22 protein-coding genes are annotated in these 25965 nt (G+C 59.0%); 18 read left to right on the forward strand and 4 right to left on the reverse strand.

Annotated features, from left to right (window positions below; all coding sequences use genetic code 11):
• The first annotated feature begins 8 nt into the window (after nucleotides 1-8).
• The gene (locus Pan189_RS12755; protein ID WP_145364328.1) at nucleotides 9-1559 is read left to right on the forward strand and encodes a sulfatase family protein; all 1551 of its coding nucleotides are present in this window, start codon (nucleotides 9-11) and stop codon (nucleotides 1557-1559) included.
• Nucleotides 1560-1691: 132 nt separating this feature from the next.
• Here the strand turns inward: Pan189_RS12755 and Pan189_RS12760 are convergent, their stop codons facing one another.
• Entirely contained in the window at nucleotides 1692-2993 is a 1302-nt protein-coding gene (locus tag Pan189_RS12760) for an O-acetylhomoserine aminocarboxypropyltransferase/cysteine synthase family protein (protein WP_145364330.1), read from the reverse strand.
• Between the two features lie 164 nt (nucleotides 2994-3157).
• Between Pan189_RS12760 and Pan189_RS12765 the strand changes: the two genes are divergently transcribed.
• From Pan189_RS12765 to Pan189_RS12785, 5 genes are all read left to right on the forward strand, one after another.
• On the forward strand, nucleotides 3158-3895 hold the full coding sequence (locus Pan189_RS12765; RefSeq protein WP_145364332.1) for a lysophospholipid acyltransferase family protein: 738 nt from the start codon (nucleotides 3158-3160) through the stop codon (nucleotides 3893-3895).
• Nucleotides 3896-4037: 142 nt separating this feature from the next.
• A complete protein-coding gene (gene glmM / locus Pan189_RS12770; protein WP_145364334.1) occupies nucleotides 4038-5390 on the forward strand; it encodes a phosphoglucosamine mutase in 1353 nt (450 codons plus the stop codon).
• 78 nt (nucleotides 5391-5468) lie between these two features.
• Nucleotides 5469-5894 (forward strand): hypothetical protein, encoded by a 426-nt coding sequence (locus Pan189_RS12775; protein WP_145364335.1) that lies wholly within the window; start codon nucleotides 5469-5471, stop codon nucleotides 5892-5894.
• 268 nt (nucleotides 5895-6162) lie between these two features.
• Nucleotides 6163-6993, forward strand: a complete 831-nt coding sequence (locus Pan189_RS12780; RefSeq protein WP_145364337.1) for a trypsin-like peptidase domain-containing protein — start codon at nucleotides 6163-6165, stop codon at nucleotides 6991-6993.
• A 45-nt stretch (nucleotides 6994-7038) separates the two neighbouring features.
• Nucleotides 7039-8160 carry an AI-2E family transporter gene (locus Pan189_RS12785; RefSeq protein ID WP_145364339.1) on the forward strand — a complete coding sequence of 374 codons (1122 nt, stop codon included), beginning with the start codon at nucleotides 7039-7041 and terminating at the stop codon, nucleotides 8158-8160.
• A gap of 50 nt (nucleotides 8161-8210) precedes the next feature.
• Here Pan189_RS12785 and Pan189_RS12790 read toward each other — a convergent pair whose 3' ends face one another.
• Nucleotides 8211-8981 (reverse strand): hypothetical protein, encoded by a 771-nt coding sequence (locus tag Pan189_RS12790; RefSeq protein WP_145364341.1) that lies wholly within the window; start codon nucleotides 8979-8981, stop codon nucleotides 8211-8213.
• A gap of 74 nt (nucleotides 8982-9055) precedes the next feature.
• Complete coding sequence (locus tag Pan189_RS12795; protein ID WP_310820430.1) at nucleotides 9056-10462, reverse strand: c-type cytochrome; 1407 nt, start codon at nucleotides 10460-10462, stop codon at nucleotides 9056-9058.
• Nucleotides 10463-10616: 154 nt separating this feature from the next.
• Here Pan189_RS12795 and nadA point away from each other — a divergent pair, with 154 nt between their 5' ends.
• The 12 genes from nadA (at nucleotide 10617) to Pan189_RS12855 (ending at nucleotide 24916) form a co-directional block, all read left to right on the forward strand.
• Nucleotides 10617-11612: a quinolinate synthase NadA gene (nadA, locus tag Pan189_RS12800; RefSeq protein ID WP_145364343.1), complete on the forward strand. Its 996-nt coding sequence runs from the start codon at nucleotides 10617-10619 to the stop codon at nucleotides 11610-11612.
• Between the two features lie 47 nt (nucleotides 11613-11659).
• Complete coding sequence (locus Pan189_RS12805; protein WP_145364345.1) at nucleotides 11660-11911, forward strand: hypothetical protein; 252 nt, start codon at nucleotides 11660-11662, stop codon at nucleotides 11909-11911.
• Nucleotides 11912-12347: 436 nt separating this feature from the next.
• Nucleotides 12348-12818 carry an ATP-dependent zinc protease family protein gene (locus Pan189_RS12810; RefSeq protein WP_145364347.1) on the forward strand — a complete coding sequence of 157 codons (471 nt, stop codon included), beginning with the start codon at nucleotides 12348-12350 and terminating at the stop codon, nucleotides 12816-12818.
• A gap of 27 nt (nucleotides 12819-12845) precedes the next feature.
• Nucleotides 12846-14081: a RimK family alpha-L-glutamate ligase gene (locus Pan189_RS12815; RefSeq protein WP_145364349.1), complete on the forward strand. Its 1236-nt coding sequence runs from the start codon at nucleotides 12846-12848 to the stop codon at nucleotides 14079-14081.
• A 115-nt stretch (nucleotides 14082-14196) separates the two neighbouring features.
• Complete coding sequence (locus tag Pan189_RS12820) at nucleotides 14197-15693, forward strand: CoA-acylating methylmalonate-semialdehyde dehydrogenase (RefSeq protein ID WP_310820432.1); 1497 nt, start codon at nucleotides 14197-14199, stop codon at nucleotides 15691-15693.
• Nucleotides 15694-15718: 25 nt separating this feature from the next.
• Entirely contained in the window at nucleotides 15719-16525 is an 807-nt protein-coding gene (locus tag Pan189_RS12825) for an NAD-dependent epimerase/dehydratase family protein (RefSeq protein WP_145364351.1), read from the forward strand.
• Entirely contained in the window at nucleotides 16522-17613 is a 1092-nt protein-coding gene (locus Pan189_RS12830; RefSeq protein WP_145364353.1) for a mandelate racemase/muconate lactonizing enzyme family protein, read from the forward strand. Before Pan189_RS12825 ends, Pan189_RS12830 begins: the two co-directional genes overlap by 4 nt.
• Before the next feature lie 102 nt (nucleotides 17614-17715).
• Nucleotides 17716-18189 carry a hypothetical protein gene (locus tag Pan189_RS12835; protein ID WP_145364355.1) on the forward strand — a complete coding sequence of 158 codons (474 nt, stop codon included), beginning with the start codon at nucleotides 17716-17718 and terminating at the stop codon, nucleotides 18187-18189.
• A gap of 116 nt (nucleotides 18190-18305) precedes the next feature.
• Nucleotides 18306-18827: a DUF1294 domain-containing protein gene (locus tag Pan189_RS12840; protein WP_145364357.1), complete on the forward strand. Its 522-nt coding sequence runs from the start codon at nucleotides 18306-18308 to the stop codon at nucleotides 18825-18827.
• Nucleotides 18787-20181 (forward strand): RtcB family protein, encoded by a 1395-nt coding sequence (locus Pan189_RS12845; RefSeq protein WP_145364359.1) that lies wholly within the window; start codon nucleotides 18787-18789, stop codon nucleotides 20179-20181. Before Pan189_RS12840 ends, Pan189_RS12845 begins: the two co-directional genes overlap by 41 nt.
• A gap of 109 nt (nucleotides 20182-20290) precedes the next feature.
• Nucleotides 20291-23848 carry a PAS domain S-box protein gene (locus tag Pan189_RS12850; RefSeq protein ID WP_145364361.1) on the forward strand — a complete coding sequence of 1186 codons (3558 nt, stop codon included), beginning with the start codon at nucleotides 20291-20293 and terminating at the stop codon, nucleotides 23846-23848.
• A 135-nt stretch (nucleotides 23849-23983) separates the two neighbouring features.
• Entirely contained in the window at nucleotides 23984-24916 is a 933-nt protein-coding gene (locus Pan189_RS12855; RefSeq protein WP_145364362.1) for an ATP-binding response regulator, read from the forward strand.
• Nucleotides 24917-25155: 239 nt separating this feature from the next.
• On the opposite strand, the gene Pan189_RS12860 is transcribed toward Pan189_RS12855, so the two are convergent.
• Nucleotides 25156-25926 (reverse strand): 3-keto-disaccharide hydrolase, encoded by a 771-nt coding sequence (locus Pan189_RS12860; protein ID WP_145364365.1) that lies wholly within the window; start codon nucleotides 25924-25926, stop codon nucleotides 25156-25158.
• Between the last annotated feature and the right edge of the window lie 39 nt (nucleotides 25927-25965).

The raw sequence follows: 25965 nt of genomic DNA on the forward strand, positions 1-25965 counted from the left end.
TTATCTGCATGTGCTCGATTCTGCCGCGCTCGCTCAAGGCCCGAGTTCTATTCGCGTTCGTTCTCGCCGCGACCGGTTCGGCTTCCGCCGCTGAGAAACCGCAGTTGGCGAAGATCAACGGAGCGTCGCCGCGGAACATCGTCTTCATACTCGTCGACGACCAACGTTACGACGCGATGAGTTGCATGGGGCACCCGTTTCTCAAAACGCCAGGGGCCGACTCGATTGCCGAGAACGGCGTGATGTTCACGAACGCCTACGTGACGACCTCGCTATGCTCGCCGAGTCGGGCGTCGATGCTGACCGGCCTCTACGCTCACACGCATCGCGTTGTCGACAACAGCACGCCGGTCTCCGACAAGCTCGTCTTCTTCGGCGAATACCTCCAGCAGGCCAATTACGAAACTGCGTTCGTCGGCAAGTGGCACATGGGGTACGGACATTCCAAGCCCCGCCGGGGTTGGGACCACTGGGTCAGTTTTCTCGGCCAGGGCAGCTATTTTCCTCGATCGGAAGACGGCAAGCAGCATTACCTGAATGTCGACGGCGAGAAGGTTCCGCAGCAGAAATACATCACCGATGAACTGACCGATTACTCCGTCGATTGGCTGCGGAGCCGGCCGGGGGACGGCAAGCCTTGGATGCTCTACCTTTCACACAAGGCCGTGCACCACGACTTCTCGCCCGCTCCGCGGCACCTTGGAAGATTTGATTCGGTCAAAATCCCGGCGACGCCGTCGACCAAGGGGACGAAGCTCGACAGCCTTCGTCCCATGTGGGCCCGCAACATGCGGAACTCTTGGCACGGGGCCGAATTCCCATTCCACGGCACTCTCGGCAAGACGGAAGACATTTACCGCCGCTACTGCGAAGCGATGCTCTCGGTCGACGAGAGTACCGTCCGCGTTCTCGACTACCTGAAGCAGTCGGGTCAGTTTGATTCGACGCTCGTCATCTACATGGGGGACAACGGCCACATGTGGGGCGAGCATGACCTCATCGACAAACGCACGGCCTATGAGGAATCGGCCCGCGTGCCGCTGTTGATGCAATGCCCGGAGATCGTCCCCGCTGGAACGAAGTGCGATGAGATCGCCGCGAATATCGACATCGCCCCCACCTTGATTGAAGCCGGTGGCATGGTCCCGCCGGTTTACATGCACGGCCGCAGTCTGCTTCCGCTGGCTGAGGGCGAACAGGTAGAGGATTGGCGCGACGTGCTGCTCTATGAGTACTTCTGGGAGCGCTGGGCGCCGTCGACGCCGACGATCCACGCGCTCATCGGCAAACGGTACAAGTACATCCGCCCCTACGGCTTATGGGACCTCGCCGAACTATACGATCTTCAAGACGACCCGAATGAACTGGAGAACCTCGCCTACTCGCCGAAGCACAAAGCGAAGGCATTAGAGATGGACGAGCAACTGTTCGAAGTACTAAGGGAGACCGAAGGTCATTCCATTCCGCTGCTCCGTGGCTGGAAGGGAAGAGCCAAAGAACTCCGCGATCCGACCGCGTCAGAATGGGCCCCGGTTCCTGCCCCGCTGCTCTCAGAGTGATCGAAGACGTCCCCCACAAGCCGCACTTCCTGAGAAGTGCGGATCGAGCAAGGGGCAACGCTTCAACGACCGATCCACCCGCAACCCGCGATCGGCCCGCGGTTCACAGGAACCTCGGCTTTTTCGCCGTGATCACATCCGATCGAGGGCGTGCTTCAGGTCGGCGATGATGTCGTCGATGTCTTCGGTTCCGATCGACAATCGCACGAAGTCGGGTGTGACTCCCGTCGTGGCTTGTTCATCGAGCGTGAGCTGCTGATGAGTCGTGCTTGACGGATGAATGATCAAGCTCTTGCTGTCGCCGACGTTCGCCAGGTGCGACAGCAGATCGACGTTGTCGATCAGGCGAATGCCATTGGCTCGTTGCTCTTCCGGGGAGTCTCCGGCGACACCAAAGCCGAAGATCGCGCCGAAGCCCTTCGGAAGGTATTTCTTGGCAATCTGGTGAGAGGGATGCGACTCAAGCCCGACATAGTTGCACCACGAAACTTTGGGGTGCGAGTCGAGGAAGTCGGCAACGGCCATCGCATTCTGGCAATGCCGCTCCATCCGCAGGTGTAGCGTTTCAAGCCCCTGCAAAAACAGGAAAGCATTGAAAGGGCTCATCGCCGGCCCGATGTCTCGTAGCCCCTGTGTCCGGGCTTTGATGATATAGGCCATATTCATCGGGCCGAATGTCTCGAAGAACTTCATGCCGTGATAGCTCGGATCGGGCTCAGTCATCGACGGGAACTTGCCGTTGTCCCACGGAAAGCCGCCTTTCTCGACGATCACGCCACCGATCGACGTACCATGTCCGCCGATGAATTTGGTGCAGGACTGCACGATAATGTCTGCCCCATGATCGAGCGGCCGACACAGCGCGGGTGAGGCGAGCGTATTGTCGACAATCAGTGGGATGCCGGCTTCACTGGCGATTTCGCCGAGCGCTTCGAAGTCGGGCACGTCGCAGCGAGGATTGCCAATCGTCTCGACATACAATGCCTTCGTCTTATCGTCGATCGCCGATTTGAACTGCTCCGGCTCGCCGACGTCGACAAACTTCGTTTCGATGCCCAGCTTCGGCAGCGTGTAGTGGAAGAGATTGTAGGTCCCGCCGTACAGACTCGAGGCGGAGACGATATTGTCGCCGGCTCCACAGATATTGAGGATCGCCAGCGTCTCCGCCGATTGGCCCGATGCGACGGCTAAAGCTCCCGAGCCCCCTTCGAGCAACGCGAGCCGCTTTTCGAGCACGTCGGTTGTCGGGTTCATTAATCGGGTGTAGATGTTCCCGAATTCCTGCAAACCGAACAGCCGGGCCGCGTGGTCGGTGTCGTTGAACGTGTACGACGTCGTCTGATAAATCGGCACCGCCCGCGAGTTGGTGGCCGGGTCAGGAAGTTGCCCGCCGTGCAGGCAGAGGGTGTTAAAACCGAGTTGCGCTTCGGTCATATTTCGCTGGAAAGTTAGAGGTGCGGGGTGAGCGACCGCTGGCGGCCACTCTTGCAATCCCGAGACGCGAGGCGTCGGGAAATTTCTGTCAACGTCGGATCGTAACCGCGGTCGCGGTGCGCTGCAATTTGAGGCGCAGACTTGCTGCCGGTATCGTTTCGCTCATGAAAGAGCCGACCGTTCCATCTCGCCGAAATGCTCCGTGGCTGCTGTCGCAGTGGCTTTTGCGAATCATTTTCTCGCTATGGCTCCGCTATCGTTCGAAAGGTCGTGATAATCTGCGAGCCGATGAAGGCGGGCTCGTGCTTGCCAATCATCAGAGCTTTCTCGATCCGCTGCTGATCGGGCTACCGCTATCGCGCCCGGTCAGTTTCCTCGCGCGGGACTCGCTCTTTCGGATCCCGCTGCTCGGGCCATTTCTGCGGGCGACGTTTGTGCTGCCCGTCAACCGCGATGCCGCCGGCTCCGACAGCATCCGCGAACTGGTCACCCGCATGAAACACGGCTTTCTCGTCGGCATCTTTCCCGAAGGAACCCGCACGACCGATGGCGCCGTCGCCGACTTCAAACCTGGTTTCGTCGCACTGTTGAAGCGCTGCGACCAACCGGTTTACCCCATCGGGATCGGCGGAGCGAACCGCGCCATGCCGAAAGGAGCGTGGTTTCTGCGGCCGAGGCAGGTCTGTGTCGTCTACGGAGAGCCGATCGACCCGGAGGAACTTCAGGCATTGGCGAAGCAGGGGCGCTCGGCATTGCTCGAATTCATCCGCAACCGCGTCGTCGAATGTGCGGACGAGGCGGACGCATGGGCCTTGGGAGAATGTGATCCCCATGATGACGCGGCGGCGGACGAAGGCGATCCGTACTTCGGCCTGCTACGATCGACCGATGACGTCGCGTAGGGCGGGCTGTGCCCGCCGCGGGTGGACGTGTCGTCATCCCGTATCCGGAGACAGTTGAAATTTCTTTTGTCTTATTGAAATCACCGGCGGGCACAGCCCGCCCGACAAAGCTGATGAGCTGCCAAAGCAGGAAAGGACTCCCATGCCAACACGTATCTTGAGCATTTCCGGCCTCCGCGGGATTGTGGGGGATGGACTCGATCCCGAATACGTCGTGCGGTTCGCCGCCGGGGTGGGAACGTTTGCCAACGGTGGGCCGGTGGTGCTGAGCCGCGACGGACGGGCGACCGGGCAGATGCTCAAGCATGCGGCGGTCGCGGGCCTGACGGCGGCCGGCTGCAAGGTGCTTGATGCGGGGGTCGCAACGACTCCGACCTGCGGCGTATTGATCTGCCATCACCGCGCAGCCGCGGGCCTGCAAATCACGGCCAGCCACAATCCGATCGAGTGGAATGGTTTGAAACCATTCAGCGGCCGGGGCGGCGTGCTGAATGCAGACGAAGGAAAGCGACTGCTCGACATCCTCGAAGGCAATCGGATCGAATACCGCGATCATGCCGGCGTCGGAGATGTGGTCGCTCTCGACGACCCGGCCGGCCCCCACATCGACGCCGTGACGTCGCTCGTCGATGTCGCAGCCATTCGGAAACGACGATTTAAGGTCGTGCTGGACTGCTGCAACGGTGCCGGAGCGGTATCGACTCCACAGTTCCTTCGCGTTTCGCTCGGATGTGAGGCCGCGATTCTTGGTGGTACCGCGGACGGTCGCTTCGAGCACACGCCCGAACCACTGGCCGAAAACCTGACCGGCTTGTCCGATGCCGTTCGCCAGACTGGGGCCGACGTCGGATTCGCCCAGGATCCCGACGCCGACCGGCTCGCCATCGTCGACGAAAATGGGCATTACATTGGTGAGGAACTAACCCTCGCTCTTGCCGTCGACTACGTGTTGGGCAAACGAAAAGGGCCGGTGGTCGTCAACGGCTCAACGAGTCGTGTCAGTGCGGACCTCGCCGCACGACACGGTTGCGAATTCTTCCGCTCAGCCGTTGGAGAGGCCAACGTCGTGACGAAAATGCGAGAAGTCGATGCCGTCTTGGGCGGCGAAGGCAACGGCGGCGTGATCGAACCGATCGTCGGCCCCGTCCGCGACAGTTACGTCTCGATGGCTTATGTGCTGGCAGGATTAGCCGAGCGCGGCAGCACACTGTCGGAATGGGTCGCTACCTTGCCGAAGTACGAGATCGTAAAAAGAAAGGTCTCGTGCGATCGGAATCAAGTCGAGCGTGTCTGCGACAGCCTGAAATCGAGCTTTGCCGACGCCGAAGTCACCGAGGGAGACGGGCTGCGGCTTGACTGGTCCGACCGTTGGGTGCAGGTTCGGGCGAGCAACACGGAACCGATCGCCCGCGTCATCGCTGAGGCCCCGAAAGCGGAGGAAGCGCAGACTTTGGCGGAACAGGCGATGCAAATCGTTCAGAAGTCGGTAAGCTGAGTGAGGAAGCTGAGGCCGACGGTTGCGGTCATCGTCGGTGCAGCGTCGACTGAGATGCGGATTTCGGGTGGTTCAGCAGTGGATGACGATAGACTTCTCGTTCAAGTTGCTGATGAGCATAAGAATCTACGTGATCTGATTGCCCAATTGGTCGAGCGTCGCACTGACGTGCGACTTGCCAAGGCCACGCCGCAAGGCTTCATCGGCGCACGCGCGACAACTCGAATCCAACCCGATGTGCTGATTCTGCGCGTTCCGCCCTATGAAGACGTCGCAGAGCATGCGCAGAAATATCGGGATTCAGCGCCGGATGCTCGCATCATTGGCTTTTACGAGTCGGTCGAGCAAAAGCAGGCGATGGATGAATCGGGCGTTGATGTGACGCTCGAATTAAGCAAAGGGGTTGAAGCGCTCTCGGCAGAAGTCCGAAAGAATGTCGCTGCACCGGCGCAGGAAATCATTGCTGAGGTCTTCGACGAGGCAAAACAGCAAGCCAACGATTAGTTCTACTCAATTCGTTGCGGCATCCATCAGCAACTAAGAGTACCGTTGCCACTGAAGTGAGTCAGCGGACCGATAACTCGCTCTCCCGTACGGCTCTTCGCGCGACCTACTTAATGTGTTCGCGCCAGAAATCGTCGAAGGATTGACCTTGCTCACTGGCGGACTCCGGATCGCAATACCGGATTCGCCCGGATAGGTCGGCCGCATTGATTGTGTAGAATTGCGTACTATTCAACCTTTGCTATTGCTCTTTCGAAAAATTGCCCCAATGCCTGACGACCAAGAATCTGAACTCGACCTGCTGCTGCATTTGACGGAAATTGAATGCTTAAATTCGGGATCGGTCACCGGAAATGCCACCGGCTTTTTCTTTCTGCGCGACAAATACCTGTTCCTGATCACGAATCGCCACGTCGTCGTTGGGACCGGTGCCGGTCAGCCCGATCAGCTCCGGATCACCCTGCATGAATCCGCCGACGAACTGACGAAGACCACCTCATATCTAATCCCGATCCAGCGGGGCGTCGAAAAAGATTGGTTTGAGTACACGGATGGGGGTGATGAGGACCCGATCGACGTCGTCGCGATTCCCTTGACCGATCCGACTTTGGTGGAGAAGTTCGAGTTCCGCTCTTTCGGGCCGGACGATCTACTCGCTGACAGTGACAGCCTGCGACTCGGCAGCCAATTGCTGCTGCTCGGGTTTCCCCTCGGCTTTCATGACGAAGTGCATCACCTCCCGGTGGCGCGGACCGCGTTCGTGGCGACGGCGTACGCCGTCCCGTTTCAACGCACACCCACGTTTCTCACCGATGGCAGAATGCACCGCGGCGCGAGCGGCTCGCCAGCGATTGTGAAACGTCCCGGACAGTCCGGCTCCGTCGAATACAAAGTCGCGGGCGTGCACTCGGCCGCCTACGACATGGCATCGCGCGATCCGAGTCAGGATGATCGACTGGCGCTGAATACGGTCTGGCGGGCCTATCTCATTGAAAAGCTGACCGCCGACGCATCTCGAAAATGGGCCGAAGGGGCCGACGTGCGGACTGCCGCTGAGCCTGATTCCGATTCGAAACCGCAACCGGCTTCAGCATCTTAAAAATCTGTCGCCATCAAATTAAAATGACTTACACCACATGAGCGAATGAGCAACGAGAGCGGCAACACCGAATCTGACGGGCGGCACATCTGGGAATACACCGTCGTCCAAGACATCTTTTGGATCACGGCGATCGGGCTACTGATCTTCGCCGGGTTCTTAATGCGTGCGGTCGTCGTCCCGGTCTTGATCGCGTTCGGACTGGCCTACGCGCTGAACCCGGTCGTGTCGTGGGTTAAGAACACGACCGGGCAATCGCGAAGCTTGGCCGCGTTTGAAGTCGTCGCACTGCTGACCGCGATTTTTGTCGGCAGCCTTGTCATCGGAGTCCCAACTACGCTCAACGAAATCAGCGAGTTCGTGGTCAAATTTCCGGAATACACCGGGACGGCAGTCGACAGAATTGAAAAACTTGACGGCCCTGATTGGCTCAAGCAGAGCCTGCAACAAGTGACGGAAGACCCGCCGAAACCAAGGCAGGTCCTCGGCACACTGGGCGGCTATACGTCCGAGATGCTCGGCGTAACGCTTAGCTTTATCAGCCTGACGTTTTATCTGCTCTCCTGCCTCGCCCTCGTCCCCGTGTTGGTCTTCTTTTTCGCCAGCAGCCTCGACGAATGGATTCACTCCGCCCGCGATTTGATTCCATCGCAGCATCGCGACGAAGTCGTTGACATTGTCGCGAAGATGGACAACGCGGTCGGTAGCTTCTTAAGAGGTCGGCTCATCGCGATGGCTTTCCTGTGCGTCGGAATCTCGCTCGGCTGGCTATTTGTGGGAGTACCTTACGCGATCGTCTTAGGACTTCTCGCGGGCATCTTGGGAGCAGCGCCGTTCCTCTCCTACTTCATTTGGCCGCTGGCAATCGCCTTCTGCTACGCCGAATCAATGACTTCAGGAGAACCGATCGACTGGCTCTACGTGTTCGTTTGGCCGAGCCTCGTTTTTAATGCAGTCCAAATCATCGAGAACTACGTCATCACGCCTTGGGTGCAAAGCGAGTCAATGCAGATGCGGGCGGCCACGGTGCTGATCGTAATCTTCATGGGCGGCTCCATCGGCGGCATCTACGGTGTCCTACTCGCCCTGCCATTGGCGGGTTGCATTAAGGTCTTAATGATGGAAGCCGTATTGCCACGCTGGCGAAGTTGGGCGGAAGGGACGTAAAGAGTTCAATAACGTAGGGCGGGCTGTGCCCGCCGATCGAGGCCTATGCTCTAATCACCTGCACTGGAATCGAAAGGAATTTCCGAATCGAGACGACTTTCCCTACATTCGCAAGGCTCTATATCTCGTTCGGGCAGGTTGTTTCGTTGTATCACCTTTGCCTGCTCCGCCATTAATTCCAAGAGTTCGGCGACTTCTCGCTGACAGGGCTGTGTTTGAGTTAGCTGCATCGTCCCGCGAAAAAACCGCATTCGCCCGCCGGCGCCGTCAAGTTTCCGCCAAGGACCGCTTGACGCAGCGTATAGATAACATCGGATGTCCTGCCGACTGAAGCCGCTCTCGATGAGGTCAGCAACATTAACAAGGTGCGTTTCATAGAAATCGCAACTTGCAGCGTTCGTCAGCGCGAATCCCCGTCTCTCGGCGATGATTTGCCAACCCGAGATTTCATCGCTCCCCCAAATGTCGGCGATCGAAATGTCTGGCCAATCAACGGAAAACTCTTCCTCAATTGAGAGCCCGTGGTCGACGACCGCCTGTTGATCAATTCGTATAGCAACATCAAATTGCTCAGCGATCGAATCTGCGAGCTTGATGATTGATGCATTGTTTATTTTTAAAGCGACACGCGTCCCCATAATATTTTCGAGGCGTTGCCGGTCGTGACGGTAGAGAATTCGCCTCGCCTCGGGCTGCTTACCTTCCTCCGAAGAGCCAATCGGGCGAAGTGAGACCGTCTGGACGACATCGGTCCTTTCATCCCCATAGAGGACATCGGTCGACATCGAAATCAAAACGAGTACGTAAAGAAATCGAGACATTTCAGGCGATCGAGGCTTGAGCATGGTGGATTTCAAGCGGGCGTTGCGGCGGGTACAGCCCGCCGATCGAGGCTTTAGAGGGTCTTCAAATACTCCAACACCGCCACCTTCTCATTCTCGCTTAATCGCGACGGATAATCGTGCCCGTCGGCACTGTAACCGAATTTCGTCGTGTCGACGTACTCCCGCTTTTCATCCGTTCGGCGGTCCTCTGCGGGAATTGAATCGAAGGACTCGATCTTAAAGCCGACCTGTTCTCGATTAAACTTGGTCGATTTACGCCGCCACACCTTCGGTCGTTCTTCCGGATGCAGCAGATGCCACAGCGTCGGGACCGAACCGTTGTGGAGATACGGCGCCGAGGCCCAAATCCCGTCGAGGGGCGGGGCGATGTAGCCGGCGGGATCGGGAATCACCTCGTCTTTTCCGTAGCGGCTCATCCAGCTCTTTGAGAGATGGGCTCGGTGGTCGGTCGTCATCGCGTCGAAGCGAACGCGGTCGGTACCTAGATCGTCGATCGGCACGACGCGTTCCTGATACGTCCAGTCGTCGCCGTAGGTGCCGTGACACTCCGCGCAGTTGTTTTCGAAGACGACCTGTCCGCGGCCGGCGAGTTTCCGATCGATCTCATACGGGAACTTTGGCGGCTCGATTGACTCAATATAGGCAAGGATGTCGCGAAAGTCGTCCTCCCACGAGTAGATCGTTTCGCGGTCGTTCTTGGGAATGAGCGTGAATTGCACGAGCATCCGATGATTTTTCGGCGCGAAGCCATCGTAGTACAGGCGAGACTTCTTCTTGAGATTCCACCAAGCCGGGGCATCCAAGAAGTGATGCACGTGGGGCCGGGTGTCGCGGGAAGTGTCGACCGACATATCGGGATTGCGGATGCCGTCGAGAATCACGCCGAAGATGACGGCGTTCGTCGTGCCGCGTGAGCCGCCAAGCGGCAGGTTGAGTTGCGCCAGGTCAAGATGCGATAACGGTTTCAGCTTGGCGAGTTTCGTCGCCCGCACATCCCTCACGAGGGCTGCGAGGTCGAGTTCGGTATTGGCGAGGCCGGGGATCACCTTTTCGTCGACCGCGCCGCCGTGGCACGCAAAGCAATTCATGGCGTGGCCGCCGTTCTCCGTCGGCACCCAGCCGAGCAGGCGACTATCATCTTCCGGCCCCTGATGCAGACCGTATCGATCACGAATCATGCGAAGTCGTGACTTTTCGGTCGCAGTTTCTGCCTTGGAGCGGTCCGGCTCGGGCCATTGCTTCCAGAGGTCCTTGAAGACGGAATCGTCGAAGTCGTTCGGTAAGAAAGCCTTCGTCCGAAGTGTCCGATAGCCTCGCTCGGCGGCCGAGGCAGCGTCGTCCGCGGAGCAAGTCGCAGACGAACATGCCACCAACAGCACGGCGAGCGAGGCGAAAACTGATAAGTCCTTCAATTGTTCCGGGCGGTGCATATTGATCCGTCGGCAACGCTGTTTCATGTTCAGATTTGTCGAGCAGACCATTGTAGGCGGCGGCGGCGGCTCGTCTCCCCTCAAGTTCGGCAACTCGACTTCGTCGCTCCTAACCGCAAGAATAGCGATTGAACAACTAGAGTACTTCAACTCAGCCCCTTTGCGTCTCCAGGGACTCGCGATGTCCACCCCACTGCAAGTCGTCGACCCATCTCACGTGATCGAAGAGGACCCGCTCGCCCTGATGGACGAGATCGAGGAACTCAAAGAGCGTGAGGACGCGACGATTCTCGCTCACTACTACGTCGACGGCGAAATACAGGACATTGCCGATTTCTGCGGCGACAGCCTGCAGCTCGCCCGCGACGCGACGACCGTCGAGACCGGAACGATCGTGTTCAGCGGCGTTCACTTTATGGCGGAGTCGGCGAAGATCCTGAACCCCGAGAAACGGGTTCTGCTGCCGGACATGCTGGCAGGATGCTCGCTGGCCGAAAGCTGTCAGCCGAAGCCGCTGGCAAAGATGCAGGCCGAGTTGAGGGCGGCGGGTAGGGACATCGTCACCGTGGCCTACATCAACACCTCGGCGGCGGTGAAATCGCTTTGCGACTGGATCGTGACGAGCGGCAATGCCCGCGAGATCGTGGAGAAAGTCCCGGACGAAAAGGAAATCCTGTTCGTTCCGGATCAGCACCTCGGGCGATATCTCGAAGAGGTGACGGGGCGAAAAATGATCCTGTGGCCCGGCTCGTGCATGGTCCACGAAATTTTTAGCCTGCAGGACCTGCAGCGGGCGAAGAAGCGAAATCCCGAAAGCATCGTGATCGCCCACCCGGAGTGCCCGCAGAATATCCTTGAAGTCAGCGACTTCATCGGTGGCACCGAAAAGATGCGTCGGCACGTGATGTCGATCGAGGAACCGAAGACATTCCTCGTGGCGACCGAGGCGGCGATGATCCATCCGCTCGCCAAATCGGCCCCGCAACACGAGTTCGTCCCGGTGCCGGGGATCATGGCCTCGACCGGGGAAACCTGCGCGTGCAACCGCTGCCCCCACATGGCCCGCAACACGCTGCAAAAGGTCCGCGACTGTCTCAAACACGGCCAGCCGGAGATCGCCTGGCAGGATTACTTCGCCGATGCAAAGGAAGTTCTCACGCGAAGTCTGCTACGCTAGAACTCGCGGAGCCCTGTTTGAGTTTGAACGTCAGGAGCCAACGAGTGATGCCGACCCAAGAGCTGCTTGATGACTTTTACAGCTTTGCGCAGGGGCGAATCTCCGATAGCTCGGTGAATCTTTCGCTCGATGATATCTATCAACTGTGGCGGTCTCGCAAACCAACTCCCGACGAGCTATCGAATTCGATCGAGGCGGTCTCGCAGGCTTACAGTGACCACGAACAGGGCGACGAAGGTGAGCCGGCCGAGGAGGCGCTTCGCACGATTTGCGCGGAACTCGGGTTGGTCATCGATTGATGTATGAGCTGAGGACGCTGCGTCGCGCGAGTGTCGAAATTCGACACCACCTGGAATTCCTGTCGGGACGCTCGAAGCGAGGGGCCGAAGCTTGGGCCCGAGCTCTCGATAAGACTTTTCTGCGCTTGAAGGAATCGGTTCACGCATTCCCGCTAGCTGCCGAAGATGCGCATGTCACTTTTGCCGTCCAAGAGGCCCTGTTCAAAACTCGGCGTGGCCTTATTTACCGAATCCTCTTCACCATTGCCGGCGGGCAGGTTTTGATTTTGAGCGTCCGTGGCCCCGGCCAAGATTTTCTGACGAAGAACGATTTTTGAAGGTCGACAGGAACCTGCATGTTGAGTCTGACCGAGAGAATTAAAACGAACTCACTCCGCTCATGCGCCTGCGGAAGATATGCTGTTTCGATTCCCACTTACTCCAAATTGTCCTCGCCATGAGCGATTTTCCCGAGCCAACCAAATCGACAATTGGTTGGCGTGAATGGGTCGGCCTGCCGGACGTCGGCATCAAACGGATCAAGGCGAAGGTCGATAGCGGAGCCCGCTCGTCGTCGTTGCACGCGTTCCGCACAGAGGATTTCGACCGCGACGGCGAGCATTGGATCCGCTTTTGGATACACCCGATCCAGCGGCACGACGAAATTGTCGTCGAAGCTGAAGCGCCCGTCATGGAGTTCCGTTCGGTTCGCAGTTCGAGCGGCGAATCCGAAATACGACCGGTGATCCTGACGACGGTCAATCTGCACGGCGAGCGATACCAGGTCGAGTTGACGTTGACGAATCGCGAGAAGATGGGTTTCCGCATGCTGCTGGGTCGAGAAGCCTTCCGCGGAAGATTCTTGCTCGACGCAGGTCGCTCCTATCTTGGCGGGAAGCCGAAGCGACGACGAAGACGCACCACGTGACTTCTTACATGGAAGCAGAGTGATCTTATGAAGCTCGCGATCCTATCGCGGAGCCCGACCTGTTACAGCACGCGCCGCTTGAGAGAAGCGGTCGAGCAGCGCGGCCACAAAGCCAAGGTGCTCAATACCCTGAAATTTGCCATCGATTTGGAGGAAGGAGAACCCGACCTCTATTTCAATCAGAAGTCGCTGTCACATTACGATGCCGTGCTGCCCAGGGTCGGCGGGTCGGTCACCTATTTCGGCACCGCCGTCGTTCGGCAGTTCGAGCAGATGGACGTCTACTGCGCGAACTCTTCGGCCGGAATCGTGAACTCTCGCGACAAACTCCGCTGCCTGCAAATTCTCAGTCGACACAAAATCGGCATACCGGAGTCGGTTTTCGTCAACGACAAGAAGGATGTCCTACCGGCGATTGAACGGGTCGGCGGTGCTCCGGTCATCATCAAGCTGCTGCAGGGAACGCAGGGCATCGGCGTGCTGTTGGCGGAGTCGGTAAAGACGGCCGAGTCAATCGTCGAACTGCTTCGCAGCCAGAAGCAGGACGTGCTGATTCAGAAGTTCGTTTCTGAAAGCAAAGGGAAGGACATTCGAGCCTTCGTGGTGGGCGATCAGGTCGTCGCCGCGATGCGACGGGTCGCTCAGGGGCAGGAGTTCCGCAGCAACGTCCACCGCGGCGGAGTCACCGAGCCGGTCGAATTGGCCGAGGAATACCGCGAAGCGGCGTTGCGGGCGACGCAGATTCTGGGATTGAAGGTCGCGGGCGTCGACATGCTTGAGAGCAACGCCGGACCGCAGATCATGGAGGTCAATTCCTCGCCGGGTCTCGAAGGCATCGAACGCTGCACACAGCTCGACATTGCCGGGGCGATCATCGACTACATCGCCGCGCAGGTGAATTTCCCCGAAATCGACCTGCGGCAGCGGCTCACCGTCAGCAAGGGCTACGGCGTGACCGAGATCATGATCCCCGAAGGCTCCGACTACATCGGCAAAACGATTCAGGAATCGGGACTTCGCGAGCGGGACATCAACGTGCTCACGCTCTATCGCAACACCAGCGTCATTCCGAACCCCCGAGCCGACCGCACGTTGGAGCCGGGCGATCGGCTGCTGTGCTTCGGCAAGATGGAATGGATGAAAGACCTTGTTCCCGCCAAGACGCGGAAGAAACGGAAGTTCAAGATCAAGCCGCTGCCGGAACTTCCCGTCGCCGACGAGGTGCAGGAGTCGGACGAGAACGCCGCAACCGACGAAAAGTAGCGTCGCTTCGCGTTGTTTCGGCAGCCGCGTGCCTGTGTTATAAACGGCACTGGAGTCCGATTCGCGTCTTAGCGCTTCGGCTTCGGTGTCTGAACTTTCTGCAGGATTTTTAACTATGTCAACGGTTATGCCGGCGGGGTCAGCACCCGCCGCCACCTCAGAGTCGATCGGCCATTATCTCGGTGGCGATCGGGTGACGAATTTCGGAAGCGGTGCGTCGATCGACGTCACATCGCCGCTTGATGGTTCCGCACTCGGGACGCTCGTTGCCGCGACCGCGGACGATGTCGACCGGGCCGTCGCGACGGCGTCTGAGGCATTCAAATTATGGGGCGCGACACCGCTGAAAGATCGCGTGCAGCCGCTATTTCGCTTCAAGCAGCTCGTCGAAGAAAACATCGACGAGCTCGCCGCGATCGTGACGGCCGAGAACGGCAAGACGATCGCTGAATCGGAAGCCGGTATTCGAAAAGGTCTCGAAGTCGTCGAGTACGCGACTTCGCTGCCGTCGCTGATGCGGGGAGGGCTGCTTGAAGTCAGCCGAGGTGTCGACTGTTTCGAGCGGCGCGATCCGCTCGGTGTTGTCGCCGGAATCACGCCGTTTAACTTTCCGGCGATGGTTCCGATGTGGATGTACCCGATCGCGATCGCCTGCGGAAATACGTTCATCTTAAAGCCGTCCGAGCAGGTCCCGCTGACGCAGCTCAGAATGGCAGAGCTATTCAAAGACGCTGGCCTGCCCGATGGCGTATTCAACGTCGTGCAGGGAGATCGCGGAACGGTCGAGGCCTTGCTCGATCACGAAGGCATCGCCGCCGCCGCATTCGTGGGATCGACGAAGGTCGCCAAAGCCGTCTACGACCGCGGCTCGAATGCCGGCAAGCGAGTTCTGGCGTTGGGCGGAGCAAAGAATCACCTCGTGGTCGTGCCGGACGCCGATCCGGACATTACCGCAAGAAATGTCGTCTCCTCCGCGACCGGATGTGCCGGGCAACGATGCATGGCGGCAAGCGTTCTAATCACTGTGGGCGACTGCGACTCGATTCTCGACAAGATCGCCGAGACGATGGATCGGATCGTGCCGGGTGAGAATATGGGGGCCATCATCAATTCGGCCGCGAAAGAGCGGATCGAAGGGTACATCTCGCGAGCGGAATCCGACGGGGCGACCCTCAAACTCGACGGTCGCGGCGCGACGGTCGCTGGCAAAGAGGGCGGACACTACGTCGGTGCGACGCTGATTGAAGGTGTCGACCGGGAACATCCGGCAGCCTGCGACGAAATCTTCGGCCCCGTACTAACCGTACTGCGGGTCGATACGCTCGATGAAGCACTGGAGATTGAGAACTCCAATCCATACGGCAATGCGGCTTCGATCTACACCACCAGCGGAGCAACGGCCCGTTACTTCGAAGAAAGAGCCTCAGCGGGCATGATCGGCATCAACATCGGCGTGCCGGTCCCACGCGAACCGTTCTCGTTCGGTGGCTGGAACGACTCGAAGTTCGGGGCGGGCGACATCACCGGTGACGACGGCTTCGCCTTCTGGTCGAAGCGGAAGAAGATCACCGAAAAGTGGTCGGCGTCCGGTGCGAAAAACTGGATGAGCTGACATCCCGATCGAGAGTCACTCACCCATGAAGACCGTTCTGCTTACTGGTGCGGCGGGAATCGTCGGCACAGCGCTGCGACCGCTCCTTGCGGCCCGCTATCCGCGGGTTCTATTGAGCGATATCGCCCCGGTCGATGATTTGCGAGAAGGCGAAACATTCGAGCAAGGCGACATCGCCAACCTCGAGTTCGTGTCGCGAATCACGCAAGAAGTCGACGGCGTCGTGCATCTGGCCGGCATGGTCGGGCCGAGTTACACGTTTGACGAAGTCCTCGGGCCTAACATTGTCGGGACTTACAACATTTTCGAAGCGGCTCGACGAAATGGCGTTGTCCGCTTGGTTTATGCCAGCAGCCATCACGCCGTCGGATTTTGCTCACGTGACGAGCCGGTCGACGAGATAACGCCGCCGCGTCCTGACAGTTGGTACGGCGTGAGCAAAGTCTTCGGCGAGTCGGTTGGCTCCTACTACGCCGATAAATACGGCCTCGAGGTGATGTCGATCCGCATCGGCTTCGTCGGCGAGGAGGTCGTTGACGAGCGTCGGCTGCACACGTGGAACAGCCCGCGCGATCTTTCAGATCTGATCTCCATCGGCTTGGAAGAGCCAATCGACGGACACGTGATCGTTTACGGTGTGAGTGAGTGCCCCGATTCATTCTTCCGGAATGATATTGCGGAGAAACTCGGCTACCGACCGAAAGACAAAGCGGTCAACCACCTTACCGACCCGGCGATTCTCGAGGCGCGACCCGATGTGAGCTCGATCGCCGGGCGGGTGATCGGGGGTCCGTTCGCGGTCGACGACAACCCGCGGGAGACGGGGCGATGAAGATCGCAGCCATCGAGCCGATCGTGCTATCGATCCCATTTACCGCGGGTGGCTCGGGCGAAGGGATCATGCCGACGGTCTGGAACACCCTCGACATTGTGCTCGTGCGGGTCGAGTCGGACGACGGACTGATCGGCTGGGGCGAGGCGTTCGGCTATTTCTGTGCAGACGCGACCGCAGCGATGATCCGACGGTCGGTCGCTCCGGTGCTGATCGGACGGGAGTTCGACTCGCCCGAACCGCTGGGCGAAGAACTGCAGCGCAAAATGGTTTTGCAGGGACGGTATGGGATATCGACATTCGCCATCTCAGGAGTCGACATCGCGCTGTGGGATTTGAAGGCCAAGGCGGAAGGCGTTTCACTCGCGGAACTCATCGGCGATCGGAACCGCGACTCTGTTCCGGCCTACGCGAGCCTCGTGCGGTACGGCGATTCCGATCTCGTGGCAGAGTACACGGAGAAAGCAGCCTCGCAGGGCTATCCTGAGATTAAACTGCACGAGATCACGCTGCCGGAGATTCGTTGCAGTCATCAGGTCGTCGGCGGCGAGATACCGATTTCGGTCGACGTGAACTGCAATTGGTCGGTCGAATTCACTCAAGAAGTGCTGCCGGAACTCGTCGAACTGAAGGCGAGCTGGCTGGAGGAGCCGGTGTTTCCGCCCGACGACTTTCGGACGCTGGCGTCATTGCGCGGCAATGACATGCCGATCGCCGCGGGTGAAAACGCCTGCACCGCATTTCAGTTTGCCGAAATGATCCGACTCGGCGGATGCGATTTGATTCAGCCGAGTGTGACAAAGGTTGGCGGGATCTCGGAGTTCCTAAGAGTTCTGCATTTGAACCGCGAAGCCGGGCTGCGGCTGATGCCTCATTCCCCCTACTTCGGTCCGGGATACTTGGCGACACTCCAATTGGCAGCGATGACGCCGAGCTTTGAACTCTTTGAATTTCTCTACATCGAGCCGGATGCGTGGCTGTTTCCGAACATGCCGTTGCCGGAGCAGGGGGAAGTGGCCATTCCCGATGGGACCGGGTTGGGAATTGAGCCCGATGCCGATGTGATCGCACGATATCGCATCGCCTGAAGACGCGCTTCGCGTTGGCCGTGAGCGAACGAGGGGTGAATATTGCTCGTATTCGCGCTACAAATTCCCGCGGACGCAGCACACCGGCCCGGAGACATCACCATGAAACAATTCGTCGGTTCGATTGCGATTCTTCGCCGGACGGGTGAGACAGGCGGGGATGAATTTCTCGGGCTGTGGTCGGACGGTCGAGCCTGCTACCACTTTCCCGAGGTCCACAAGCTCGATGACGAAAGTTTCCGCCAATCATTAATTCGTGAAATCGGCTGGATGACAGGGCTAGACGGTAAGCGGGACTTCATCGTCTCGGGCGCGCCGCGGGCTCATATCGAAGCGATCGAGGAAGGGAAGTCGCCGGACGAGAACGTCGTCCTTGTGGCGGAGTTCTACCTGGCAGAGTTCATGGGAAAGCGTTGGCAGTCGCATTTGGACGAAGCCGTTCGCGAGAATCGCGCTTCGTGGATCTCTAAAGATGACATCGAAGCCGGACACGCCCCGGATCGTCGTCCAATCTGCAGCCGCTTGCTGAGTTTGCTGAGGACGGCCGATATGTTGCGGCCGTGGCAGAGCGAATGACCTCGGATTCCGTCTTCGCCACGTGATCCGCACGGTCGGTTCCTGCGTTGTGAGTGGTGTCGCGGACGCCGGAGCGGCATCATGCTCGGGCGTCTCATCCTCTCTCAACAATTTCCATGAACGTGTTCCGACCTCTTGGTATTCGAGGCTGGCTCGCCGTCGCGGCCGGTTTCTTCATCACGTTATGCCTGCTCGCGCTGTGGGTCGACATCGGCTCGAGCGGAATCAATCTCTGGTGGACGACCCGCGGCTACTTCGCGCTGACGGTGTTGATGTCCGCGATCGCATTCCCGCTGATTGGCTGGGATAAGATGTTGGCCAAGGGAGGCCGAAGACGCGTGCCAGAATCGACGCTGCACTTGGTCGAACTGCTCGGCGGCTGGCCGGGATCGTTGATCGGACAGCAGGTCTTTCGGCACAAGACGCTCAAGACCGGCTACCGTGTCGTGTTCGGGATGATTGCGGCCGTCCACGTGGCAATCGTGCTGTTTATCTTTTGGAATTGGATCTGGCACGGCGAGGAATCCGTCGCGAACACTTCCGCGGCAGCAGTGTCCGGTCGGTCATCGATCGTATTGACGCTAGAGGACCAGAGCGATGAACAATTCACAACTCCGCAAGATCGGCGTTCCGGATGAGTGCCTGACGCCGGCGATGGAGGCGATTCAAAAGCTCGCCGCGGCGGGAGAGCTGCGCGGCCGGAACATGAAAAAGGACTTCGGTTGGGTGCTGGCCGAGCCGGAGCGATTCGTTGAGGACGAGCATCTCGGCGGCTTCGCTCGCGCTGTGATCGAGGAGCGGGAGTTCCAGCCGGCCGAGCCGATTGATTACCGCACCTGGGGTAGCGACATTGACGATCAGGCGCATAGTCAAATGCGCGACGCCTGCCGGATTCCGTTGGCCACCAACGCGGCGCTCATGCCCGATGCGCACGTCGGTTATGGACTGCCGATCGGAGGCGTCCTTGCAACCGAGGGAACTGTGATCCCTTACGCGGTGGGTGTCGACATCGCCTGCCGGATGAAGCTATCGGTCTTCGATGTACCCACCACGGCCTTCAGTGAGCGATTCGATGACTTGAAGCGGTCGCTCGAGAAAGGCACGCGGTTCGGCGTCGGCTCGAGCTACGGCCGGTCGGGGCGGCAGGATCATGACGTGATGGACCGCGACTGGTCGATCACGCGGATTACCCGCGAGAACCGCGACAAGGCTTGGAACCAACTCGGAACGTCGGGCTCGGGCAACCACTTCGTCGAGTACGGCGAACTGACGCTCTCGGAGCGTGACGACGAACTTGGCCTCGATAAAGGAACTTACCTCGCGCTACTGAGCCACAGTGGCAGCCGTGGCGCGGGCGCATCGGTTTGCTCGACTTACAGCGGGATCGCTCGAAATTATCTGCCGAAGCGGTACGAGCATCTCGGCCGGCTCGCATGGCTCGACCTCGACAGCGAAGCCGGTCAGGAGTACTGGGCGGCGATGAACTTGATGGGCGATTACGCCGCGGCAAATCACGATGTCATTCACCGGCGAGTGTCGAAGCTCCTCGGTGCGGAGATCGTCGCCGGAGTCGAAAACCACCACAACTTTGCGTGGAAGGAGCGGCACGGCGACCGCGAGCTGATCGTCCATCGCAAAGGGGCCACGCCCGCGGGCGAAGGCGTGCTGGGTGTGATCCCCGGATCGATGGCTGATCCGGCCTATGTCGTGCGAGGTCGCGGGGAGCCGGAGAGCTTACTCTCGGCGTCTCACGGCGCGGGGCGGCGGATGTCTCGCAAGAAAGCGAAAGACACCTACAACCTGAAAGCGGTCAGAGGTGACCTCGCCGCGAAGGGAATCACAATCCTCTCCGCCGGAGCCGACGAAGTGCCGGGCGTCTACAAGAACATCGGCGACGTGATGCGAGAGCAGGAGGACCTCGTCGAGATTGTTGCCAGGTTCAATCCGAAGGTTGTGAAGATGTGCGGCGACGGTAGCAAGGCGGAAGATTAACCGCCGCGTCACTTCGACAAGTCCGGCGCAAGTAGCCGAGCAAGGGGAAACTCTCGTAGACTTTTCTATCGGAGTTTTCTTTTTCGCCACGCCGACCAAGTCATGCTCGATGGGAAAGGTTCAAAATAGGAAATCGTCGCAAGACGAAACGCGATTGGCCTTAATCGCTGCATTGGCCGAGAGCCATCCCGGACCGACGCTAGTGATCAATTTGGCCGGCGAAATCGTGTGCGCGAATCAGGCCGCGATTCAGTTGCTCGCGCTGGACGACGAGCGAGACCGGCCGACGACACTTGCCGAGTCGGTCGGCATGGACGATCCCGATCGTTTTGCGGGCGAATTGCGGAGGGCCGGCCGATCACCCGGACCGATCCGCTTTTCGACGCGCATCAAGAACGCAACCGGCGTCGAGCGATCGCTTGAAGCGGGCGTCAGTCCGATCCCGCGACTGCCGGGAGAGCCCGAGGAGACGACGCCACTATTCTATTGCACGTTTGCCGATATTTCCCGTCACGTTGCGGCTGAGTCCGCTCTTAAGGAGAGCGAACTTCGATACCGCTCACTCGTCGAAGAGTTACCTCTGAACGTGTTCTTTAAGGACACCGCCGGGCGATTCATTTTCGCGAACAAGCGCTGCTGCAAGCTGATGCACCTCCCGCTGGAGAGTCTGATCGGGAAGTCGGACCACGACCTGTTTCCCCAGAATCTTTCCGACAAATACCGCGAGGATGATCAACGGGTTATCGACACCGGCGAGACGCTCGAAGTGGTGGAAGAATATCACGAGCCCGGTGCGGATCGCCTGTATGTTCAGTCATTAAAGGCGCCGCTGAAGAACACGCAGGGCAGGGTCGTCGGTATTCAGGGCATGTTCTGGGACGTGACCGACCGGGTTCGGGCCGACCGGGCCGTGCGAGCGGCAGAAACACGCCACCGGGCCATTCTGAATGCGGCCCTCGACTGCATTATCACGATCGACTCTGACGGCCGAATCGTGGAGTTCAACCCGGCTGCCGAAAAGACGTTCGGGTATGCCGTTGAAGAGGCGATCGAGTGCGACGTCGCCGAACTGCTGATCCCGCCGCGTTTTCGCGATCGCCACCGCAAGAACATGGAGGCGCTCTCTGAACAGGACGAGACGCTGCTGGCCGGGAAGCGGGTCGAACTGACGATGCACCGCCGGAGCGGGCGGTCCTTCATCGCTGAAATGACGATGCAGCCGATCCCTCTGCGGACCGGGACACTGTTCACACTGTTTATTCGAGACATCACGCGCCGCAGAAAAGCACAGGAGGCATTAAAGCAGAGCAACGCCCGATTCCGCCGGCTCGTCGATTCCGACATCATCGGTCTGACGATCGTGCATCTGGACGGTCGGATCCTCGAGGCCAACCGAGTGTTCCTCGAGCTGACCGGCTATTCGCGCAAAGACCTCGAAGCGGGTCGGCTCCGGTGGGACATGCTGACGCCGGACGCGTTTCAGCAGGCCGACGCGGAAGCGATGGAACTCATTATGCAGGGCGGCCAGAGTAAGCCCCGCGAGAAGGAGTATCTCCACAAAGACGGCTCACGGGTTCCGATTCTGACCGGAGAAACGCTGCTCGATGCCCGCAAGCAAACCTGTTTATGTTTCGTCGTCGACATTGCCCGACAGAAAGAAACGGAGGCAGAGCTCCAGGCGGCAAAGCAAGCGGCCGATCAGGCCAACGAGGCGAAAAGCGCATTTCTGGCCAACATGAGCCACGAAATTCGCACACCAATGAACGCCATCATCGGAGCCTCCGACCTGCTCGCACGGACCGGTTTAAGCGAGGTGCAGGCCGATTTCCTCGGCATTGTCTCTCAGTCGTCGGAGTCACTACTGACGCTGATCAATAGTCTGCTCGACTTCTCAAAAATCGAAGCGGGGCGACTCGAGGTTCACCCGTCACCTTTTGACATTCGTGACCTGGTCACGGGGACGATGCGGTCATTGTCGGGACCGGCTCACACGAAGGGTATTGAGTTAGTCCCGCACATCGATCGCCGCGTCCCTACCTCTTTGGTCACTGATCCTGATCGCCTGCGACAGATTCTGCTGAACCTCGTCGGCAACGCGATCAAGTTCACGGAGCGTGGACGAGTCACCGTTCGGATTGAGCCACTCCGCAGAAAGGCCGGTGATGACGACCGTCTCCGAATTTCGGTCAGCGACACGGGCATCGGGATGAGTGTTGAAGAGATCGAACGCGTATTCGAACCGTTCGAACAGGCGGACAACTCGCTCACGCGACGCCACGGCGGAACCGGGCTCGGTCTGGCGATTTCGGCCCGGCTCGCCGACCTGCTGGGTGGACCGCTGCAATGCGAAAGCCAAGTCGGCTCCGGCTCGACGTTCTACTTTGAGATTGATGGCCGAGCGGCGGCTGAAGAGTCCGACGACGGTGTCTTGAAAGCTTCTCCACCGAAACAGATCGCGATTGAATCTGAGACAGCCGATGTCCGTGCCGCGCTTGTCGAATTGGTCACCTCTTGGGACGTCGACGTTGGCCCTAAAGATGAAGCTGAGTTGCAAATCGTTGACTTCGGATGTGGAGCGAGCCGGCGTGACTTCGATACCGAGTCAATCGGCGAGTCGGACCTCCCGACGATCGCGCTGCTCGACACCCTTCATCCTGCTTTGACCTCGCCGACTCTCGGTTCGTCCGGGGCGACGGTTTTGATCAAGCCGCCGGCCGCCTCGGAACTACGAGACGTCATTCGTTCATCCCTATTCGGCCAGCAGAATGATTCGGGAACTTACGCCGTTCCGAACGACAATACGGTCGAAGAAGCGAGTCTCAGCGGGGTGCGGGTCTTGTTGGTCGAGGACAGCGTCTACAACCGGCGGCTGATGAGTGCCGTTCTTCAGACTCGGGGAGCCACGCTTTCGGTCGCTGAGAACGGCCGGCAAGCAGTTGAAAAGAGCCAGGAAAAAGATTTCGACGTCATCCTGATGGACGTGCAAATGCCCGAAATGGACGGCCTGCAGGCCACCCGGCAAATCCGCGAATTTGAAGCGGCGACCGATCGTCACGTACCGATCGTCGCGATGACCGCCCAAGCGATGCAGGGCGATCGCCGTCGCTGTCTCGAAGCCGGGATGGACGCGTACCTTTCCAAGCCGGTACGAGTCGACGAGGTACTTCATGTCTTGGAAAGACTCAACAAGCCGATCGTTGCCGGAGAATCAGCCAAAGCAGAACGGCCTGATGCGGCGTCACGCAAGCCGACAAACGACGCTCAGCCGAAATTGAATACGGATACGGTTGATTCCGAGACGCTGCGATTAGAGATTCTCAGCGCCGTCGGCGGAAACGACGATTTGGCCGACGAGGTCATCGAAGCGTTCTTGACCGAGGCTGACGAATTGATTTCAACGATCCGTGACGCTGAACGAAAAGGCGATGTGAAACGTCTCGGTCGAGCCGTCCACGCGCTCCGCGGGGCGGCTGTATCGTTCGGAACAACGAAATGCCAGCAAAAAGCGGAACAAATCGAGTCAAATCTGAGAAGAAATCAGCCCATGCCCGATTCGGGAGAAATTGAAGAACTCGTTCAGGCGACGCTCGATTTGCGCGACAAGCTTCGGCACAGTGTTAGGGCATTGGGGGCTGACAAACCGCGTAGCGACGGGCAGTCTTCATAAACGTTTTTGCGGATGACGTGCCTCTGATGGGACGATTGAAGAACTCGAACAGCCAATTCGTACCCACTGAATTTGTTCGCACTGTCGTAATGACTCGAGAGCACTCGGACACAACGTCAAAGGATAAGTGACACAATGCCGACGATCCTCGTCGTGGATGATTCCGCCGCCGATCGCCGACTCGCCGGAGGCTTGCTCTCCCGTGACGGATGGGAGGTCGAGTACGCTTCCGATGGTCAGGAGACACTCGACTTCCTCAACCAGCGTGCGCTCGACTTTTCGAGTGACCGCATGGTCGACGCGATCCTGACTGATTTGCAAATGCCGCGTATTGACGGCCTGCAACTGGTCGAAGAGGTTAGCACACGCTATCCGCTGATTCCGATCGTCCTGATGACATCACAGGGCAGCGAAGAGATTGCCGTTCGCGCGTTGCAGGCCGGCGCGGCCAGTTATGTGCCGAAGCGGAATCTCGCGCAGCGATTGCGTTCGACGGCCCGGCAGGTCCTTTCGGCAGCCGCTGAAGATCGAGATCACTCCCGCCTGAGCGATCGCCTTATTCGCCAAGACCTGGTCTATGAGTTGGAAAGTGACCTCGGTCTTGTGGCTGCTGCGGTGAGATCGGTTCGCTCACTCTTTGCCAGGTCGCCGTTTATTGAAGACAAGACAAAGCTGCGGTTGAGCGTTGCGTTTGAAGAGGCCCTGCTCAATGCCATGTATCACGGGAACCTCGAGGTCGACTCAAAGCTTAAAGAGTCCGATCATCAGGCGTTTCACGATCTCGCCCGGCAGCGCTGCAATGAGACTCCGTTCTGCGAGCGTCACGTGCGGGTCGAAATCAAACTCTCGTCTTCCCAAGCGGTCATCACGATCGAGGACCAAGGACCCGGCTTCGAATTGGGCGACCTGCCCGATCCGTCTGCCCCGGAAAACCTCGCCCGGGCCAGCGGGCGCGGGCTATTGCTGATCAAGACCTTCATGGACGATGTCGCTCACAACGACTTGGGCAACCGAATCACGATGGTCAAAAACCTCACCGACGAAGCCGAACCCGCGCTAGCGATTTAGCATCCCCAAAGACCGCCCGAATCGAGATGCCAAACAGCGCGACGCGCCAGCGAGGCCGTGCTGTCAACAGATCAAATTCGCGGGATTTCTCTCGTTTCGCACCTTCTCGCGGCTGCGTGCAATGCAAATGATTTTGTCCCGGCTGGGCCGGCGCTGCGTAATCGCTCAGGCTTGATTACCTCGATGGCGTACCGGGCGATCAACTCACGTTGCTCCCAACCGCTCGATCCCCACGGCCTTTACAGTTCGACCGGTGGGTATTCCGGAACGGCGGGGGATAGTTCTCGAATCCAGATGTTGCGGAACCTGACTTCATCGCCGTGAAACTGCAGGCTGATCGGTAGCCGCGACGGATGAGCTTTGTACGACGGCGGACGATGCCAAGCGGTATCACCGAGCAACTCGGCGTGATTCTGCACGACAACTCCGTTGTGCAGCACTGTCGCGTAGGCGGGCCGCAGCAATGCGCCGTGCTTGTCGAATCGCGGGGCCTCAAAAATAATGTCGTATTCCTGCCATTCGCCGGGCTTGCGTGACGCGTTGACTTGCGGCGGCCACTGCTTGTAGAGCGAACCGGCCTGCCCGTCGAAATAGGTCTCGTTTTCATAGGAATCGAGGACCTGGACTTCATAGCGGCCCATCAGAAAAACACCGCTGTTGCCTCGTCCCTGGCCCTTGCCTTCGACCTTCGCCGGGGCAGCCCACTCAATGTGCAACTGACAATCGCCGAAGCCTTCTTTCGTCGTGATACCGCCACCGGCAGTAATCGCGTAATTATCTTCGATCGTCCATTGTTCGCCGCCTTCCCATTGCGACAGATCGGTGCCGTCGAACAGAACGACCGCATCGGCGGGAGGGGCGTCGGTCGGGCCGGGATCGACGACCTTCGGCTCCTCCCACTTAATACCGCTTTTGTATTCCGAGGCGAGGAAAGCACCGCAAAGCGGGACGAGAGCACAGCAGACGGCGACCAACGGAAAGAGTCGCCGAAGAACGTGTGGGGATGGCATGGGCAGCTCCGGTTTCAAGATTTGAAGTATCGCGATTCT

This window comes from Stratiformator vulcanicus, assembly GCF_007744515.1.
GTDB lineage: Bacteria > Planctomycetota > Planctomycetia > Planctomycetales > Planctomycetaceae > Stratiformator > Stratiformator vulcanicus.